Source organism: Saccharothrix sp. ALI-22-I (genome assembly GCF_001984175.1).
Classification (GTDB): Bacteria; Actinomycetota; Actinomycetes; order Mycobacteriales; family Pseudonocardiaceae; genus Actinosynnema.
Genome location: NZ_MTQP01000050.1, coordinates 101,945 through 117,899, shown reverse-complemented (window position 1 = coordinate 117,899; position 15,955 = coordinate 101,945). Strand labels below are relative to the sequence as shown.

Sequence of the window (15,955 nt, the reverse complement as noted above, 5' to 3'; positions counted from 1 at the left end):
GCTCAGCGACCGACCGTCGCCGGTGAGGTCAGCGCACCGAGAACGGTCGCTTCGAGCACGTCCGCGGCGTCACGCTGCTTCAGCTTGCCCGCGGCGCCCTCGTCCAATGCCTCGGCGTCGAGCACCACGGCCGCGTTGGACACCGCCCGGTCGAGCACCTGCCCGAGCAGGTTCTCCCGGGACGGGAAGTGGGTGTAGAGGGTGACCCGACTGACGCCCGCGGCCTGCGCGATGGCGGTCATGCTCACGTCGGGCTGCTCGCTGAGGCAGTCGAGCGCGGCATCGAGGATCGTCTCGATGCCGCGCTCGGCATCCGCCCGCCGCCGTCCCTCACGACTCATGGCGGCATCGTCCCACGACCAGACGGTCCGGAGGGGTCGTGCCAACCGCTCCGGACCGTCTTGGTCATGCAGCCTCAGCCAGTGCCCGGTCTTCCCTGGGCGCTGTGGTGGGCGTGGGCTCGGCGGCGTTCGTGGCGCTGCTGCGGAAACCGCGTAGCCGCAGGCTGTTGGACACGACGAAGACCGAGGAGAACGCCATCGCGGCACCGGCGATCATCGGGTTGAGCAGCCCGGCCGCCGCCAGCGGCAGTGCCGCCACGTTGTAGGCGAACGCCCAGAACAGGTTGCCCTTGATGGTGGCCAGGGTGCGGCGCGACAGCCTGATCGCGTCCACCGCCGCCCGCAGATCACCACGCACCAACGTCAGGTCACCGGCCTCGATCGCGGCGTCGGTGCCGGTGCCCATGGCCAGGCCCAGATCGGCCTTGGCCAGTGCGGCGGCGTCGTTGACGCCGTCGCCGACCATCGCGACGACCTTGCCCTCACCCTGCAACCGCGCCACCACGTCGACCTTGTCCTTGGGCAGGACCTCGGCGATCACCTCGTCGATCCCGACCTCGGCCGCGACCGCACGGGCCGCCGCCTCGTTGTCCCCGGTCAACAACACCGGGGACAACCCGAGGGCACGCAGCTGCCGGATGGCCTCGACCGACGTCGGCTTCACCGTGTCCGCCACCACCAGCACCGCCTGCGCCTTGCCGTCCCACGCCACCAGCACCGCCGTGCGTCCCTGCCGCTCGGCGGCCTGCTTGGCGGCGACCAAGGCGTCGTCGCCCAGGCGGACGCTCCACTCCGCCATCAACCGCTCACGCCCGACCAGGACCGCGTGGCCGCCGACCACGCCCTGCACGCCCAGACCCTCCAGGTTCTGGAAGCCCTCCACCGCGGGCAGCTCGCCGACCCGCTCCGCCGCACCGACCGCGATCGCCTTGGCGATCGGGTGCTCGGAGGCGTGCTCCAGGGCCCCGGCCAACCGCAGCACCTCGTCCTCGTCCACGCCGTCCGCGGTGTGGACGGACACCAGAGCCATGCGGCCGGTGGTGACGGTGCCGGTCTTGTCCAGCACCACGGTGTCCACCCGGCGGGTCGACTCCAGCACCTCCGGCCCCTTGATCAGGATGCCCAGCTGCGCGCCCCGACCCGTCCCGACCAGCAACGCCGTCGGCGTGGCCAACCCCAACGCGCAGGGGCAGGCGATGATCAGGACCGCGACCGCCGCCGTGAACGCCGCCGACACACCGCCGCCCGCACCCAGCCAGAACGCCAACGTCCCCACGGACAGGGCGATCACGATCGGCACGAACACCGCCGAGATCCGGTCGGCCAACCGCTGCGCCTCGGCCTTGCCGTTCTGCGCGTCCTCCACCAACCGCGCCATCTGCGCGAGTCGGGTATCGGACCCGACCCGCGTCGCCCGGACCACCAGCCGGCCGCCCGCGTTGACCGTCGCACCGACCACCGCGTCACCCGGGCCGACCTCGACCGGCACGGACTCGCCGGTCAGCATGCTCGCGTCGACCGCCGAACCGCCCTCCGCGACGACACCGTCGGTCGCGATCTTCTCCCCCGGCCGCACCACGAACCGGTCCCCCACCGCCAACCCGCCGATCGGGATGCGGACCTCACGGCCGTCCCGCAGCACACCGACGTCCTTCGCGCCCAGCTCCAGCAACGCCCGCAGCGCCGCTCCGGCCCGCCGCTTGGACCGCGCCTCGAAGTACCGGCCCGCCAGGATGAACGCGGTCACCCCCGCCGCGACCTCCAGGTAGATCGCCCCGGCGCCGTCGGTGCGCGAGACGGTCAGCTCGAACGGGTGCGTCATGCCCGCGACGCCCGCCGTGCCGAACAGCAGCGCGTACAGCGACCACGCGAACGCCGCGATCGTGCCCATCGAGACCAGCGTGTCCATGGTGGCCGCACCGTGCCGCAGGTTCGTCCACGCGGCCCGGTGGAACGGCCACGCACCCCACACCAGCACCGGAGCCGCCAACGTCAGCGAGATCCACTGCCAGTAGGTGAACTGCAACGCCGGGACCATCGCCAGCAACACCACCGGCACCGACAGCACGGTCGAGCCGATCAGGCGCCGCCGCAACGACGCCGTCGGATCGACCTCCGCCGGCGCTTCGGCCTGCTCGGACGCGGGCAGCGGCAACGCGGCCTGGTAGCCCGCGGCCTCCACCTGCTCCACCAGGGCCCGCGGGTCGACATCCTCGGGGAACGTGACGCGCGCCTTCTCGGTGGCGTAGTTGACCGTCGCGGTCACACCGTCCAGCTTGTTCAGCCTGCGCTCGATCCGCGCCGCGCACGAAGCGCACGTCATGCCCGTGATCGCAAGCTCGATCTGCGTGTCAGCCATGACCGTGCCCCTCCTCTTCCTGCTCGACCGGCGCGGAGGCCGACGTCGGGGCCGGGGCCGATGTCGGGGCCGACGTCCCGGCGGTGTCGACGGTGAACTCGACCGTGCGCACGACCCCGTCGTGCTGGAAGTCCAGGAACAACCGGTAACCGCCCGCCGACGGCACCTCCGCCACGAACGCGATCTCCGGACCCGCCGGGGTCTTGCCGTCACCGGGCACGCCTTCCGGGTGGACGTGCAGGTAGGCGAGGTCGCCCTGACGCAGCGCCACCAGGTGACCGTACGCCGCCAGGTACGGCTGGAGATCGGTCACCGGCACGCCGTCCTTGCTCACGGTCAACTTGACCGGAGAGGCCTCACCCGCCACCAGGTCACCATCCAGACGCACCTGATAGCCGCCGACCTCGGCCACCCGTGACGGCACGTAAGCACGCGGCTCGAACGCACCCGCCACCGACACATCCGTCCCCAGGACGCTCGACTCGCCACCGGTCGGCGTGAAGTCGGCGAACACCCGGTAGGAGCCCGCCTCGGCGACGTTCAACGGCACGCTCCACGTGCCGTCCGCCGCCATCTCCGGGTGGACGTGCTGAAACCCCGCTGTGTCACGCCGCACCACGATCAGGTGCATCCGCTTGTCGTGCTCGACATCGAAGGCGGTCACCGCCGCCCCGTCCGGGCCGAGAATGCGGAACGAGAAAGAGTCGGTCCCCGCGGTCAGCGTCGTGTCGGTGGGCGTGAGGGAGTAACCGCCCCTGGACGACGCCAACCCCGCGGGCTGGTCGATAGCGGCCTCCGCGACGGTACCGCTGTGGTCGTCCCCGTCACCGGTGCCCTCAGCACCGGACATCCCGTCGTGACCGCCCGAGGCGGCCTCGACGGACAAGGGACCGACAGCGCCACCTGCCACCCAGGCGCCACCGGCGACCAGGGCGAGCACCGCACCGTAGGCGGAGAGCTTCGCTGCTGTGTTCATTGATCAGGTCCTCAAGACTGGTGGAGCCCGCCGCGCGGGCGGGCTCCGGATCGGCCGCCATGCCGTTCGTGCCTGTCCTGGCTTCGACCGGTTATCCCCGGTCGCGCCGTTCAGCCGGCGAGCGCGTAGCCCGCTTCCTCGACCGCGGCGCGGACGTCCGCCTCCGCCACCGGCGCGGCGCTGGTCACCTTGACCGCACCGGTCGGCAGGTCGACATCCACACCGGTCACACCGTCGATCTTGGTGACCTCCTCGGTCACGGACGCCACGCAGTGGCCGCAGGTCATGCCGGTGACGGTGTAGGTGGACTCGGCCATCGGGTACTCCTCGTTGTCGTGTCGGTTCAGGACCGCACCAGGCGCGCGATAGCCTCGCTCGCCTCGCGGACCTTCTCGTCGGCGCCTTCGCCGCCCTGTGCCAGCGCGTCGGAGACGCAGTGCTTCAAGTGCTCGTCGAGCAGACCGAGGGAGACAGCCTGCAAGGCCTTCGTCGCCGCGGCGATCTGGGTCAGGACGTCGATGCAGTACTCGTCGTCCTCCACCATCCGCTGCACCCCGCGGACCTGCCCCTCGACCCGGCGCAAGCGCTTGAGGAAGGCATCCTTGTCCGACGTGTAACCCCGCATGTCCCGACTCCCTTCGGCCACCCCCCGCGGTCCAGTCGCGTTCCGCCGGGATGCCCTTCAAGGACATTTATACCCCTAGGGGGTACCTGGGGCAACTCGACCGGCGCAGGGGTGACCGCCGTCATGGGCGCGCCCGCGCACCTTACCCCCGTACTGTATGTCGGCCGACACGCTCCTCACCTCGTCCCAAGAGGACGTCGGCGTTGTCCACCACCGCCGGTGCACGGCCACGGGAACCACCGGCCTGCGCCGGCCGTCCAGCCCGAACCCGCCCGTGCAACACCCCACGCACCGCATGATGGTCCGGTGCGCAGGCGGGTGTTGTCAGTTCTCGCGGTGGTCGTCACCATCGTGGCCGTGGTGTTCGGTAGCGCCTTCGCGTTCCAGCGCAAACTCATCTACCTGCCGTCCGGCGGGCCGCTGCCGAGTGCGGCCGAGATCCTGCCCGGCGGACGGGACGTCACCCTGGTCACCGCCGACGACCTGCGCCTGAGCGCCTGGTACTTCCCGGTCGGCTCGCCACGCGCCACCGTGCTGGTCGCGCCGGGCAACGCCGGGAACCGCCACCTCCGTACCCCGCTCGCCCGTGCGCTCACCGCACGCGGCTTGTCGGTGCTGCTCCTGGACTACCGCGGGTACGGCGGCAACCCCGGCGACCCGACGGAGGCCGGGCTGGCGCTGGACGTCCGTGCGGCCCGGGAGTTCCTGGTGCGTGACGCCGGCGTGCCGCCCGAGCGGTTGCTGTACTTCGGCGAGAGCCTGGGCTGCGCGGTGGTCGCGGAACTGGCCACCGAACACGCGCCGGCCGGGCTGGTCCTGCGCTCGCCGTTCACCGACCTCGCCTCGGTCGGCGCGCGCCACTACCCGTTCCTGCCGGTGCGGTGGCTGCTGCTGGACAAGTTCCCGACCGCGGAGCACGTGGCACGGGTCTCGGCACCGGTCACCGTCGTCTACGGCACGTCCGACTCGATCGTCCCGCCCGAGCAGAGCCGCGCGGTGGCGACGGCGGCGGGCGGCCGGACCGTCGAGGTGCCGGGGGCCGACCACAACGACCGCGTGCTGCTGGACGGGCCGGAACTGGTCGGCGCGATCGCCGACCTGGCGAGGCCTTGACCGGCTACCAGGAGTCGCCCGGGATGTCGTCGGGCGGCGGCACGGCGCGGCGCTGATCGGCGACGTCGGCCGGGTCGGCCTCGACCACATCCGCCTCCGCCGGTTCCGGAACGGGTTCCGCCCGACCGACCGCGGCCTCTTCGTCGACGATCTCGGTCTCGGCCTCGGTTTCGGGCTCGGCGAGGCGCAGTTGGTCGGCCACGTCGTTCCACGGCTTTTCCAGGCTCATCACGGTGATCCTCCACAGCGGCTGCGGACAGGACGGTGCCCGCCGCAACCCCAGGGTCGCGACGGGCGGACGGACATGAACTTCAGGAACGGATTCACACACCATCGGGGACCCGGACTCGTGGTGCTCGCCGAACGCGTCACGAGACGCAGGACCGGGCACTCCGGTCGACCGCAGGAGCGAGCCACCTCGCCGAACGAGCCGCATCCCCCGCTTGCCGTCACCTCCTCCGCCGTTCAACCACCGTCGATCCGACGCGGCGGAGGTGACCGCTCGCGCGGATCGACCCGGTGCGCCGCGTGGGCCGCGGGACGGGCTCGTGGTCCGGCGGACCGGTCGGGGCCGCGGAATGCTCCGGACGGTCCCCGCTCGGTGAACCAGGGCCGGGGCGTGGAGTAGGCGCCGAAGTTGGCGGCGACGATCGCGTCGAACTCGGCGTCGAGCCAGCCCTGGTCCGCCAGGACCAGGTCGGCGAAACCGACCTGCCCGGTATCCCGGACGCAACTCCTGCCGTTCACGTCGATCACTCCCAGGCCACGATCACCGGGTCACTGACCGATACACTTTTCTTATAGCCTCGACTGGAGATTGTGTCAAGTACTCGGTCGGGTTTACGGTGCGGCGAGCAGGTCAGGGGATGGCCTGCGGTGGGAGGAGCTGTCCGCCGTGGGCCTGAACGAACTCGACGACGTCGACTTCCCGGCCTACACGATCGGACAAGCGGCCGACCTGCTCGGTGTGCGGCAGGCGTTCCTGCGCAGTCTGGACACCGCCGAGCTGGTCCTTCCGCACCGCTCCGGGGCGGGTCATCGCCGCTACAGCCGCAGGCAGCTCGAACTCGTCCAACGCGTGCGGGCGCTGTTCGACCAGGGGCATTCCCTCGCCGCCACCGTGCGCATCCTGGAGCTGGAGGACACGCTCGCCGCGGCCCGCGCCGAGATCGCCGACCTCCGCAGCCAACTCGCCGCCTGCGCGGAAGACCCGACGCCAGGTGGTCCCGTCGCCTGACCGGCCCGACACGACGGCCTCCCCCGACGACCTCCCACCACGGCCTCCCCGATCGGCGGACGGACCCGCATTTGGCACTCTCCGCCTCCGAGTGCTAACAAAGTCGAGGGTGGAGCGCACCATCCACCACGACCAAGATGGTGTCGATCACTCACTCGATTTCGGGTGTCCCTCGATCGACTGGCCGACGAGGAAAGGTGTTGCGGTGATGGCGGTGGACGTGGACCTGGTGCCGTTGCGGGCGGACTTCGACGTGGTGTGGCGCGGTTACGACCGGGGCCAGGTGCGGCACTACGTGGAGGGTGTCGAGGCCGAGCTGCGGGTGCTCGCGGTCGACCGCGACGCGGCCGTGGCCCGAGCCGACGACCTCGCCCGTCAACTGGAGACCGCCCGGGCGGAGATCCGCGCACTGCGCAAGCACATCGACCGGATCTGCCGCACGCCGATCGAGCCGGACGCGCTCACCGACCGCCTGCGGCGGATGGTGGAGCTGGCGCACGACGAGGCCGCTGAGGTCACCGAACGGGCACAGGCCGTTGCCGAGCAGCACTGGACGACGGCGGAACGGGCCGTGACGCGGTTGCGGGAGCGCTCGGAACGGCTCGTGGACGAACTCGACGCGCGGCGGCGGGAAGCCGAGGCCGAGCACCGGGACCTGATGCGGCAGGCCGGTGAGCGAATCCTGGCGGAGACCCGGTCGGCCGAACAGCGGCGACGTGAGCTGGACGAGCAGGCGGCGGCGTTACGCGAAGAGGTCCAGCTCGACTTCGAGATGGCCATGCGCGCCCGGCGAGCCGAGTCCATGGCCGCAATGGCCGAACAAGAGGCCGCCGCCCGCGCACGCGCCGATCACCTGGTCCGCCAAGCCCGCGAACACGCCCGCCGCATCGTCGCCGATGCCCGCCACCGAGTAGACGAACTCCGCACACGACGCGACCGAATCGCCGCCGGCCTACGCAACGCCCGAGACCTCCTAGCCGAAGCCGACCCCCTCCTGCACACCCCACCCGACGACATCCCCGCCCCCCGAACCGAATCCAACCCCGCCGCCTAACCCCACCCACCCCAACCCGCGTGTCCAACCTCCAGAACGGGCGTGTCCAACGTCGGGAACGGGCGTGTCCAACGTCCAGAACACGCGTGTCCAACGTCGGGAACGGGCGAGTTGAACGCTCAGAACATCACTAGTCCAACGTCTCCAAGGACACGCGCGTTCTGAGCGTTCAACTCGGGTGTTCTGAGCGTTGGACACGCGCGTTCGGAACGTTGGACACGCGTGGGGGTTAGGCGTCTTCGCGGTTGGGGTTTTCTAGGCGGAAGAAGTTGCTCTGGGAGCCGTCGGAGCGTTCTTCCTGGTAGATGAAGTTCAGGCCGCGTTCGTCGAAGGTGGCGAACCACTCGTCCCAGTCGACGGGGCGCAGCTTGTCGCCGCTGTAACCGGGGAAGTCGAAGCGGAGCACGCCGAGGTGGTCGCCGTGCTCGGTGCCCTCGACGGTGGCGGGCGTGGCGTTGCGCGCCTCGGCCCACTGCCGGATGACGTCGTGGCTGGTGGTGGCGAGGCTGCGGCCCGGCCGTTCGGGGTCGTCGTCCGGAGAGGTGACCTCTTGGGCGTACTTCAGGCTCTTCGACGACTTCTTGCCGCCACGGATGCCGCCGCCGGAGTCACTCTCCCTGCGGGGTCGCGGTGCGCTCCGACCGCTCATGGCCTCGGCGACGGCGTGCACGAGTTGGTCCTTGCGCAGGCTGTGAACACCGCTCAGGCCGAGGTCGGACGCCTTGTCCCGCAGCTGCGCCACGGTCATCTCCGCCAGTTCGCTCTCGCTGACCTTGGACTTGCCGGCCGTCCGGCCGCTCTTTTCCTTCTGTCTGGTCATGTCGTCCTCCTTCGGCGGTGGGCTACCCCCACCGACCCGTGCGATTCGCGCGGCCGGTCGGTTCCTCAGGAGAAGTTCTGCAGGGATCTCTTCAGGACAGGAGGCCGGCTCGGCGGGCCGCCTGGGCGATGAGCGAGGCGGTCAACCCGCCGTGGCGGAACGGGAACGCGTGCGCGCCGGGTGTGACGGCCGACCACGCGTCGGGCGCGGCGGCGGTGAGCCGGTCCACCCAGGTCTGGGGCGCGAAACGGTCCTGCTCGCCCCGGATCAGCAGGGTCGGGCACCGGACGTCCGGGATGACCCGCTCCGGCTCGTCCCGATGCGCGGAGCGGATGAACCTGGTCAGCTCACGACGACCGCCGCGCACGTAGTACGGCACGGTCACCGGCAGCAGACCGGGCGGCTCGTGGCGCGAGTTGCTCGCGTACTCCCGGAACAGGCCGGGGAACCTCCGTTGCTCGGGCGGGAACGTCGGCCCCATCAGCACCAGCGACCCCACCCGGTCGGGACGTCGCACGGCCACGTGGAGAGCGGCCTGAGCGCCCGTCGAATGGCCGACGAGAACGACCCGCGCGTCACCCGCCACCACGTCCAGCCACGCCTCGACGGTGTCCGCGACCGCCGTCACCTCGGCCGGGCACGGGCGCGGCGATCGGTGCCCGAACCCGGCACGTCGAGCAGGAACGACCTGGCCCAGCCCCCGCACCCGGCCAGCGCGTCGACGAGGTATCCGAGGGCACCGAGACCGGGAACGATCGCCACCAGCGGACCGTCGGCACGCCTGGAGCCCCGGCCGGAGTCCGGGTCGGGGGCGCGATGAGCGAGATCGGCCTGGCCGTGCTCGCCCGTGGGAACGAGGCGGTCAACGAGCTCAACTACCTGACCCGCACGCCCGACGGCCGGTTGGTCACGTCGTCCACCATGCCGTTGCGGGACGAACGGGGCGAGGTGTTCGGGGCGCTGTGCGTGAACCTGGACGTGACGGCGTTGCGGCAGGTGGTGGACCTGCTCGCGGACCTGGCCGGTGGCGGTGTCCCGACCGCGACGACCACGTTCACCGACGACATCGAGGACGTCATCGACGCCGTGGTGCGGGCCGAGGAACTAGCGCTGGCCAAGCCCGTGGACGGCCTGGGCAAGCCGGAACGCCTGCGGTTGTTGCGGGCTCTCGACCAACGCGGGGTGTTCCAGCTGCGTGGTGCGGCACCCCGTGTCGCCGCACGTCTGGGCACCTCGCGGGCCTCCCTCTACGCCGACCTGGCCGCGTGCCGGACCAATCACACCGAGGAGGAGCTATGACCCCTTACCTGCTCGTGGACGAGGCGAAGGTTCGGCGCAACGTCGACCGCCTGCGCGCCCACCTCGACGCGCTCGGCGCTCCCCTGCGCCCGCACGTGAAGACGGCCAAGTCGGTGGACGTGGCCAGGTTGGTGTTCGACGGCGGCACGGGGCCGATCACCGTCTCGACGTTGCGCGAAGCCGAGGCGTTCGCGGACGACGGGTTCACCGACATCGTGTACGCGGTGGGCATCGCACCGTCCAAACTGGACCGAGTGGTGGCGGGCCACCAGGTCCAGCCGGTCCGGATGATCGGCGGGAACCAGGTCAAGGGTGGTCAGCGCACGCTCGTAGTCCCCCGCACGCGCCTGCTCAGCCGCTTCCGCAAGTCGGACCTCGTGCGCCAACCCCGCAATCGCGCCGGCGGTCGAAGGGTGGCCGGTCGAGGCGGTAGGGCCGGTCATGCGCTGAACCCCCGTTGCCGTCGCACGCCGCCCGTGGTGGGGTCGGACATGGTGGCGGGTAGTAGACCTCGGATGCGTTGGTTCACCTCGGAGAGGGTCCTGGTGTCACCGGTCATCAGGGCGTGCTCGCCCTGATCGATCAGCACCCTGGCCTGGTTCGGTGACGACATCCGGTCGGCGTTGGCGCGGAAGTAGTGGAAGACCGTGACGTCGAGGCTGCCGTCACGGCGCAGCAGCACCACCTCAAGGTCCAGCGCGCGTCCGGACACCCGTTCCGCGGCGTCCGCGTCCTCGTCCCTCCGCGCCTGCTCGGCCACAGCCAGGAACTGCTCTCTGGCCAACATCTTCTTGATCGAACCGAGATCCACATCGGCCGAACCGTCTTCGAACGACTCGAAGTTGGCCCGCACCGTCGTCTTGGTGGACTCGTCCACCGCCAGCCGTTCCGCTTCGGCCAGCAACGCCTTGATCCTCAACCGGTCGGGTCGGCGCTGGTCCATCATGGCGAGCGCGCAGTTGTTCATCAGGATCGCGGCCGGCTCACGCAGACGTGCCGCCCCCGCGTGACGTCCGTACGGCAACGCCTGGTCCAGCCGCCGTGCCGCCTCGGTCAACTCGACGGGTGCACGCCGCGCCACCACCAGAACAGTTCGCCCACCAGCCGGTGCCCCGTGTGGCCCAACTCGTCGAACGCGTTCCGCACCTGCTCCGGGCTCGGATCGTCGGGCAACGGCAGACGGTCGTCACGCGGTGGCACCCCACCGACCAAGGTCGAAACCCCGACCGACAGCTGCCGCCGCGCACGCACCTCGCGCGGTGACGCATCGGTCCGCAACCCCGTGACCCGGAACGGGTTGCGCCGGTACAGGTCCGGCCCGGCCACCTCCAGCAGCCGTGCGCGTGCGCGATCGGCCCTGAGAGCGTCGCGCCCTGACATCAACCCTCCCACGCCGATTCCCCTCCCACCCGATGACCGAACCAACGCTAGTGACGCTCGCACCTTGCGCCGGACCGTTGGCATGTTCCGGCCGTCGCGCGTCGATAAGCACGCCACCAAGCCACGCTGGACGCATGACACCATCCACTGTGGACCGCCTGCTGATCGCCGGCGGGCTGCTCGCCGCGATGACAGCAGCGGGCTGCGGCACCGTGTCGGGCACCGCCGTTCCCGCTCCCACCACCACGACCACCACTCCCCCGCCGCCGCCGACGGCGACGGACGGCACGGACTACGCGGCGTGCGCCGACGGAACGTGCGAGGTGGCGGTATCCGGCCCGGTCGACATCGCGCTCGGCGGATCGGCCGGACCGGGCACGTTCTCGGTGCGGACGATGCACGCGGACGGGATCGACTTCGAGGTGACGCTGGCCCAGAGCGGAGGCAGCGGCACGCTCAAGGGGCACTGCACGTTGTCGTTCGTCCCCGGTGGAGGCGGCAGCTCGTGCTCGACCAAACCGAGCCCTCCACCCGCACCCCGCGCCGGGGTGCTCGCCGTTCAGATGGTCGGAGTCACGGACGGCACGGCGGTCCTGCGGCTGGTCTCCGGCTGACGGCTAAGCCAGGCGGTAGCCGACCTGCCGCACGGTGTGGATGAGCGGCGGTTGGCGCAGTTTGCGACGCAGCTGCGTCATGAGCACGTCCAGCACGTTGGTCGCGGGCTGCGCCATCTCGTCCCACGCGTAGCGGATGAGGTCGGCCCTCGACACCGGCTGCCCCGCGTTGGCCAGCAGCAGTTCCAGCACCAGGTACTCCCGGCGGGTCAACGTGAGCAGCACCCCGGCACGGCGCACCTGGCGCGTGCCGGAGTCCAGTTCCACGTCCGCGTGCCGCAGCACGGCGGGTCTGCTGACCTCCTGGCGGTGGCACAGCCGGCGCACCCGCACCACCAGCTCCTCCATCGCGAACGGCTTCACCAGGTAGTCGTCGCCGACCTCCAGCCCCTCCACCCGGTGGCCCACGCTGTCCAGCGCGGTGAGGAAAAGCACCGGCACCCGCAGACCGCCGTGGCGGCGCTGCCGGACGTAGGCCAGCGTGTCACCGCCCGGCACCATGCGGTCGAACACCGCACAGTCGTACGAGTTGACCGCCAGCGCCTCGTCCGCAGTCGCCAGGTCCGCCGCCACGTCAACCGCGAAACCAGCACCCCGCAACGTGACCGCCACGGCGAACAGCAGGTCTCGGTCGTCCTCGGTCACCAGGATGCGCACCACCCCACCGTAGTCAACGGGCCCGACGTCATCCCGCCCGTTGCAACAACCAGCCCCGATCGGCGGCCTTCGCGCCCAACTGGAACCGGCTGCGCGCACCGAGCCGGTTCATGATGTCCGCGACCATCCGCCGCACCGTGCGCACCGACACGTCCAACCGGGCCGCCGCGGCCTCGTCGGTGCTGCCGGCGAACAACAGCGCCAGCAGCTCGCTCTCCCGCCGCGACAGCTCGGAGTCGTCGCACACGTCATACGCGGCCACCGCCTCCGGCCAAATCCGCTCGAACAACTCCACCGCCGCCCGCACCACACTGGGCAGCTGGAACACCGCGACGCCCTGTTCGGCAGGCAGCAGCGCCGCGACACCGTCCACGACGACCGCGTCCATCGGCACGTGCGGCAACGTCCGCACCTCACACGGCGCCAGAGCCAGCGCGTTGGGCCGCAGCACGTCGGGCAGCAAGACCCGGTAGCGCACGCCGCGACGCAGATTGGCCTGATCGATCCGACGCAACGTCATCCCACCGGTGGCCATCACCACGACCTCGGTGTGGGCTCGGGCGAGCAGCGCGTCGATGCCGGTCGGCAACACTTTGATCACAGGACACCTCCGATGAGAAGCGAGGCGGCGACGCCCCGAGCGTGCAGTCCATCCAGTCGTTCAAGCCGCACATGTGCGGAAATCACGCCGACCGCCGCTTCGACCGCGGCTTCGGCAGCACCGGCGATGCGCAGCAGCGCGTCGGCTTCGGTAAGGACAACGCCCGCGCAACGTCCGCGTCCACCTCACCCGGCGACACGCGCAGCCGGTATGACCTGGGCCGGGCGTCGATGCGACCGGCCGGCAGCGCCTGCCGCAACTGCCAGACGTACGTCCGCACATTGCGCTCCGCCGACACCGGGACGGCCTGTTCCTGCCAGATCTCGTCGATCAGCTCATCTAGGCTCACCCACGCGTTAGCGTGCAGGAGCAACGCGGCCAGAAGGGTGGCGGGCTTGCGGGCACCGGCTTGCGGGCCGAGGACTCGGAAGATCACGCCGTCAACGATCCGTCACGACACATGAGGTTCTGATGACATGCGGGTGATGGTGGTGGAGGACGACGAGAACCTCCGGATCGCCGTGGCGACCGAGCTGCGCGGCGTCGAGCTGGGTGGCATCGCGCTGGACGTGGACACCGCGGCCGACATCGCCGCCGCCCACCGCGCGTTCACGACCAGAGGCAACAACTACGCCTGCGTCGTCTTCGACCGCATGCTCCCCGACGGCGACGCCATCGACTACGTCCAGGACCAGCGCGGACGCGGGTGGACGGTGCCCGTCCTCTTCCTCACCGCACTCGACGCGGTCGGCGACCGGGTGGCGGGCTTCGCCCACGGCGGCGACGACTACCTGGTCAAACCGTTCGCCATCGAGGAGCTGACCGCCCGGGTGCTCAAGCTGTGCCGCCGCGCCGGCGCCGGGAGACCGGCCGTGCTGCGCCACGCCGACCTGGAGGTCGACTGCATCCGGCACGAGGTGCGCCGCGCCGGCGTGCTGCTCTCGCTGTCGGGCAAGGAGTTCGCCGTGCTGGAGTACCTGGCCACGCACGCCGGGCAGGTGGTCAGCCGCACCGACCTGATCGAGCACTGCTGGGACGACGAGCCCATGGCGAACGTGGTCGAAGCCGTGGTCAAGAGGCTTCGACGCAAACTGCACGCGCCCGAGCTGATCCACACCGTCCACGGACACGGCTACCGATTGGGGAACGCATGAGTGGCTCAGCAGCACGGCTACGCGCGTTGCGGCGGCTGCTCACCGTGCTGTTCACCGCGATGAACACCGCCGGCCTGCTCGTGCTCGCCATCCTGGTGATCCGGGAGGACGAGGAGCAGGGCGTGGCCGAGCTCGACGCCGACCTGCACCGGGTCACCGCCGTGGCGAGGAGGCTGATCGACTTCGACGAGTCGCTGATCACCGCCGACCTCATCGCCGACCCGATCAACGACGAATGCCCGCAGTTCGTGATCCTCCCCGGCGGCGCGGGCCCCGAGTACCGCGGTCACGTGAGCGCGCAGAACTGCGTGTCCGCCGACGGCGGCGTGCTCAGCGGCCTGGCCACCTTGGCGGTGAGCGAGGGCAAGACGGTGTGGGGCCCGAAGGACAACCTGCGGGTGCGTGCCGAGCCGTTGGAGAGAACCAGCGGCGAGGTGATCGGCGCGATCGTCGCCTACACCGACATGAGCCAGGAACGGGCACGACACCTCGGCGTGGTGTGGCGAGTGGTCGGCGGCTGCCTGGTGCTGGTGGTCGCGCTCGGGCTCGCCGGGCACGCGCTGTCGGGTCGCGCGATCCGACCCGCCGCGGCGGCGTTGGAGCAGCAGGAGGTGCTGCTCGCGGAAACCGCGCACGACCTGCGCACACCGGTGGCGGCACTGCGCGCGCTCGCCGAGACCGCGTTGCGCAACCCCGGCCAGCACGCCGAACTGCTGCCGCGCACGGTCGGGCTGGCCGCGCGGATGGGCGGCATCATCGACGGCCTGCTCGTCCGGGCCCGGCTGGCGGCGGGTGTCGAGCAGCTGGCGATCCAGCCGATCTGGCTGGACCAGCTGGTGGCCGTGGTCGTCGAGGAGACGCCCGCGCCGGACACCCGGGTCACCGTCACCGCCGCGCCGACCATGGTCAACGCCGACCCGAGCCTGCTGCAACGCGCGATCGGCAACCTGCTGACCAACGCGCTGCGGCACGGCCGACGGCCGGACGGCGAGGCGATGGTCCACATCACCGTCGCCGACGGCCGGGTGACGGTGGCCGACAACGGGCCGGGCATCGACCCGGCGGCGGCCGAGGGCGTGTTCGACCGGTTCACCGGCTCCGGCGCGTCGTCCGGGCTCGGGCTGTCGATCGTGCGCTGGGTCGCCCTGGCGCACGGCGGCACGCTGCGGGTGTTCAACGCCGAGGAGGGCGGCGCGATCTTCGAGCTCGTCCTGCCGGCCAGCGGACCGTGAACGCGAGCCAGCGAACCGTGAACGCGAGTCAGCGGACCTTGAACGTCTGCCACGGCTTGAGCCGCACCCAGTCGTCGTCCAACCGGTACGCGAGGAGATACGTGTATTCGCCGGGGGCGTCGAAGGTGCGTCGGAAGGTGATCTCCTGCGCGGTCGTACCGATCGAATGCTCGTTGAGCGGGGGAAAGTCGCGCGACTCGTTGGTCGAGTTCCGCACGACCTGCACGGTCAACGCGCGCACCGTGATCGGCCGATCGGCCGAGACTGTGGCGCGGACCACAACCTCCTCGCCGGCCTCGGGCGTCCGGGGTTCCAGGCGCAGGGTGGCGAGGATGGTCGGCGTGGGCGGGAGGTCGGCGACGGGCACGTCCCGCTCACCGGTCAGCACGACCGTGAGAACGAGCACCACCACCAGCGCCGGCACGCCGAGGAGCAGCAGGAACCGCGTACGAGACAAGGGCTGGACCGTTTCTGTATCGGATGCCATACGCTA

At 70.9% G+C, this 15,955-nt stretch carries 22 protein-coding genes; 8 read left to right on the top strand and 14 right to left on the bottom strand.

The annotated features are described in order from the left end of the window. Positions 1-2: 2 nt before the first annotated feature. The 5 genes from ALI22I_RS10880 to ALI22I_RS10860 all read right to left on the bottom strand — a co-directional run bounded on the left by ALI22I_RS10880 (position 3) and on the right by ALI22I_RS10860 (position 4,301). On the bottom strand, positions 3-341 hold the full coding sequence (locus tag ALI22I_RS10880; RefSeq protein ID WP_077005324.1) for a TetR/AcrR family transcriptional regulator: 339 nt from the start codon (positions 339-341) through the stop codon (positions 3-5). A 64-nt stretch (positions 342-405) separates the two neighbouring features. Beyond that, complete coding sequence (locus ALI22I_RS10875; RefSeq protein ID WP_077005323.1) at positions 406-2,700, bottom strand: heavy metal translocating P-type ATPase; 2,295 nt, start codon at positions 2,698-2,700, stop codon at positions 406-408. Then, on the bottom strand, positions 2,693-3,676 hold the full coding sequence (locus ALI22I_RS10870) for a hypothetical protein (RefSeq protein ID WP_077005322.1): 984 nt from the start codon (positions 3,674-3,676) through the stop codon (positions 2,693-2,695). Before ALI22I_RS10870 ends, ALI22I_RS10875 begins: the two co-directional genes overlap by 8 nt. A 110-nt stretch (positions 3,677-3,786) precedes the next feature. Continuing rightward, on the bottom strand, positions 3,787-3,993 hold the full coding sequence (locus ALI22I_RS10865; protein ID WP_077005321.1) for a heavy-metal-associated domain-containing protein: 207 nt from the start codon (positions 3,991-3,993) through the stop codon (positions 3,787-3,789). Positions 3,994-4,019: 26 nt separating this feature from the next. Beyond that, complete coding sequence (locus ALI22I_RS10860; RefSeq protein ID WP_077005372.1) at positions 4,020-4,301, bottom strand: metal-sensitive transcriptional regulator; 282 nt, start codon at positions 4,299-4,301, stop codon at positions 4,020-4,022. 306 nt (positions 4,302-4,607) lie between these two features. Between ALI22I_RS10860 and ALI22I_RS10855 the strand changes: the two genes are divergently transcribed. Further along, the gene (locus ALI22I_RS10855; protein WP_202970930.1) at positions 4,608-5,414 is read left to right on the top strand and encodes an alpha/beta hydrolase; all 807 of its coding nucleotides are present in this window, start codon (positions 4,608-4,610) and stop codon (positions 5,412-5,414) included. A 4-nt stretch (positions 5,415-5,418) separates the two neighbouring features. Here ALI22I_RS10855 and ALI22I_RS10850 read toward each other — a convergent pair whose 3' ends face one another. After that, positions 5,419-5,643 carry a hypothetical protein gene (locus tag ALI22I_RS10850; RefSeq protein ID WP_077005320.1) on the bottom strand — a complete coding sequence of 75 codons (225 nt, stop codon included), beginning with the start codon at positions 5,641-5,643 and terminating at the stop codon, positions 5,419-5,421. A 236-nt stretch (positions 5,644-5,879) separates the two neighbouring features. Continuing rightward, positions 5,880-6,161, bottom strand: coding sequence for a hypothetical protein (locus tag ALI22I_RS10845; RefSeq protein WP_143532127.1), 282 nt, complete (start codon positions 6,159-6,161; stop codon positions 5,880-5,882). 148 nt (positions 6,162-6,309) lie between these two features. Here ALI22I_RS10845 and ALI22I_RS10840 point away from each other — a divergent pair, with 148 nt between their 5' ends. Together ALI22I_RS10840 and ALI22I_RS10835 are read left to right on the top strand one after the other, a co-directional pair. Beyond that, positions 6,310-6,651 (top strand): MerR family transcriptional regulator, encoded by a 342-nt coding sequence (locus tag ALI22I_RS10840; RefSeq protein WP_077005318.1) that lies wholly within the window; start codon positions 6,310-6,312, stop codon positions 6,649-6,651. A 208-nt stretch (positions 6,652-6,859) separates the two neighbouring features. Further along, positions 6,860-7,705, top strand: coding sequence for a hypothetical protein (locus ALI22I_RS10835; RefSeq protein WP_077005317.1), 846 nt, complete (start codon positions 6,860-6,862; stop codon positions 7,703-7,705). 229 nt (positions 7,706-7,934) lie between these two features. Here ALI22I_RS10835 and ALI22I_RS10830 read toward each other — a convergent pair whose 3' ends face one another. Together ALI22I_RS10830 and ALI22I_RS10825 are read right to left on the bottom strand one after the other, a co-directional pair. Then, a complete protein-coding gene (locus ALI22I_RS10830) occupies positions 7,935-8,525 on the bottom strand; it encodes a Rho termination factor N-terminal domain-containing protein (RefSeq protein ID WP_077005316.1) in 591 nt (196 codons plus the stop codon). Positions 8,526-8,616: 91 nt separating this feature from the next. Then, positions 8,617-9,231, bottom strand: a complete 615-nt coding sequence (locus tag ALI22I_RS10825; protein ID WP_077005315.1) for an alpha/beta fold hydrolase — start codon at positions 9,229-9,231, stop codon at positions 8,617-8,619. Between ALI22I_RS10825 and ALI22I_RS55555 the strand changes: the two genes are divergently transcribed. Both ALI22I_RS55555 and ALI22I_RS49030 read left to right on the top strand, forming a co-directional pair. After that, a complete protein-coding gene (locus tag ALI22I_RS55555) occupies positions 9,177-9,824 on the top strand; it encodes a helix-turn-helix transcriptional regulator (protein ID WP_274522781.1) in 648 nt (215 codons plus the stop codon). The two genes, ALI22I_RS10825 and ALI22I_RS55555, sit on opposite strands and share 55 nt — an antisense overlap. Continuing rightward, positions 9,821-10,402 carry an alanine racemase gene (locus ALI22I_RS49030; RefSeq protein ID WP_077005313.1) on the top strand — a complete coding sequence of 194 codons (582 nt, stop codon included), beginning with the start codon at positions 9,821-9,823 and terminating at the stop codon, positions 10,400-10,402. The genes ALI22I_RS55555 and ALI22I_RS49030 overlap by 4 nt, the downstream gene beginning before the upstream one ends. 475 nt (positions 10,403-10,877) lie before the next feature. Here the strand turns inward: ALI22I_RS49030 and ALI22I_RS10810 are convergent, their stop codons facing one another. Further along, complete coding sequence (locus ALI22I_RS10810; RefSeq protein ID WP_143532126.1) at positions 10,878-11,204, bottom strand: hypothetical protein; 327 nt, start codon at positions 11,202-11,204, stop codon at positions 10,878-10,880. Positions 11,205-11,338: 134 nt separating this feature from the next. Between ALI22I_RS10810 and ALI22I_RS10805 the strand changes: the two genes are divergently transcribed. Continuing rightward, positions 11,339-11,818, top strand: coding sequence for a hypothetical protein (locus ALI22I_RS10805; RefSeq protein WP_143532125.1), 480 nt, complete (start codon positions 11,339-11,341; stop codon positions 11,816-11,818). Positions 11,819-11,821: 3 nt separating this feature from the next. Here ALI22I_RS10805 and ALI22I_RS10800 read toward each other — a convergent pair whose 3' ends face one another. From ALI22I_RS10800 to ALI22I_RS10790, 3 genes are all read right to left on the bottom strand, one after another. Next, positions 11,822-12,475, bottom strand: coding sequence for a response regulator transcription factor (locus tag ALI22I_RS10800; RefSeq protein ID WP_077005370.1), 654 nt, complete (start codon positions 12,473-12,475; stop codon positions 11,822-11,824). Between the two features lie 28 nt (positions 12,476-12,503). Further along, positions 12,504-13,076, bottom strand: a complete 573-nt coding sequence (locus ALI22I_RS10795) for a helix-turn-helix domain-containing protein (protein ID WP_077005310.1) — start codon at positions 13,074-13,076, stop codon at positions 12,504-12,506. Between the two features lie 82 nt (positions 13,077-13,158). Continuing rightward, complete coding sequence (locus ALI22I_RS10790; RefSeq protein ID WP_077005309.1) at positions 13,159-13,512, bottom strand: AfsR/SARP family transcriptional regulator; 354 nt, start codon at positions 13,510-13,512, stop codon at positions 13,159-13,161. Between the two features lie 40 nt (positions 13,513-13,552). On the opposite strand from ALI22I_RS10790, the gene ALI22I_RS10785 reads away from it, so the two are divergent. Both ALI22I_RS10785 and ALI22I_RS10780 read left to right on the top strand, forming a co-directional pair. Beyond that, positions 13,553-14,230, top strand: a complete 678-nt coding sequence (locus tag ALI22I_RS10785; RefSeq protein WP_238598295.1) for a response regulator transcription factor — start codon at positions 13,553-13,555, stop codon at positions 14,228-14,230. After that, positions 14,227-15,462, top strand: coding sequence for a sensor histidine kinase (locus tag ALI22I_RS10780; RefSeq protein ID WP_077005308.1), 1,236 nt, complete (start codon positions 14,227-14,229; stop codon positions 15,460-15,462). The genes ALI22I_RS10785 and ALI22I_RS10780 overlap by 4 nt, the downstream gene beginning before the upstream one ends. 28 nt (positions 15,463-15,490) lie before the next feature. On the opposite strand, the gene ALI22I_RS10775 is transcribed toward ALI22I_RS10780, so the two are convergent. Continuing rightward, on the bottom strand, positions 15,491-15,919 hold the full coding sequence (locus ALI22I_RS10775) for a hypothetical protein (RefSeq protein ID WP_077005307.1): 429 nt from the start codon (positions 15,917-15,919) through the stop codon (positions 15,491-15,493). Positions 15,920-15,955: the final 36 nt, after the last annotated feature.

Excerpts from the sequence above, each read along its gene's own strand:
- ALI22I_RS10880 (WP_077005324.1), bottom strand. The coding sequence starts at position 341 with ATGAGTCGTGAGGGACGGCGGCGGGCGGATGCCGAGCGCGGCATCGAG.
- ALI22I_RS10875 (WP_077005323.1), bottom strand. The coding sequence starts at position 2,700 with ATGGCTGACACGCAGATCGAGCTTGCGATCACGGGCATGACGTGCGCT.
- ALI22I_RS10870 (WP_077005322.1), bottom strand. The coding sequence starts at position 3,676 with ATGAACACAGCAGCGAAGCTCTCCGCCTACGGTGCGGTGCTCGCCCTG.
- ALI22I_RS10865 (WP_077005321.1), bottom strand. The coding sequence starts at position 3,993 with ATGGCCGAGTCCACCTACACCGTCACCGGCATGACCTGCGGCCACTGC.
- ALI22I_RS10860 (WP_077005372.1), bottom strand. The coding sequence starts at position 4,301 with ATGCGGGGTTACACGTCGGACAAGGATGCCTTCCTCAAGCGCTTGCGC.
- ALI22I_RS10850 (WP_077005320.1), bottom strand. The coding sequence starts at position 5,643 with ATGAGCCTGGAAAAGCCGTGGAACGACGTGGCCGACCAACTGCGCCTC.
- ALI22I_RS10835 (WP_077005317.1), top strand. The coding sequence starts at position 6,860 with ATGGCGGTGGACGTGGACCTGGTGCCGTTGCGGGCGGACTTCGACGTG.
- ALI22I_RS10830 (WP_077005316.1), bottom strand. The coding sequence starts at position 8,525 with ATGACCAGACAGAAGGAAAAGAGCGGCCGGACGGCCGGCAAGTCCAAG.
- ALI22I_RS49030 (WP_077005313.1), top strand. The coding sequence starts at position 9,821 with ATGACCCCTTACCTGCTCGTGGACGAGGCGAAGGTTCGGCGCAACGTC.
- ALI22I_RS10810 (WP_143532126.1), bottom strand. The coding sequence starts at position 11,204 with ATGTCAGGGCGCGACGCTCTCAGGGCCGATCGCGCACGCGCACGGCTG.
- ALI22I_RS10805 (WP_143532125.1), top strand. The coding sequence starts at position 11,339 with ATGACACCATCCACTGTGGACCGCCTGCTGATCGCCGGCGGGCTGCTC.
- ALI22I_RS10785 (WP_238598295.1), top strand. The coding sequence starts at position 13,553 with ATGCGGGTGATGGTGGTGGAGGACGACGAGAACCTCCGGATCGCCGTG.
- ALI22I_RS10780 (WP_077005308.1), top strand. The coding sequence starts at position 14,227 with ATGAGTGGCTCAGCAGCACGGCTACGCGCGTTGCGGCGGCTGCTCACC.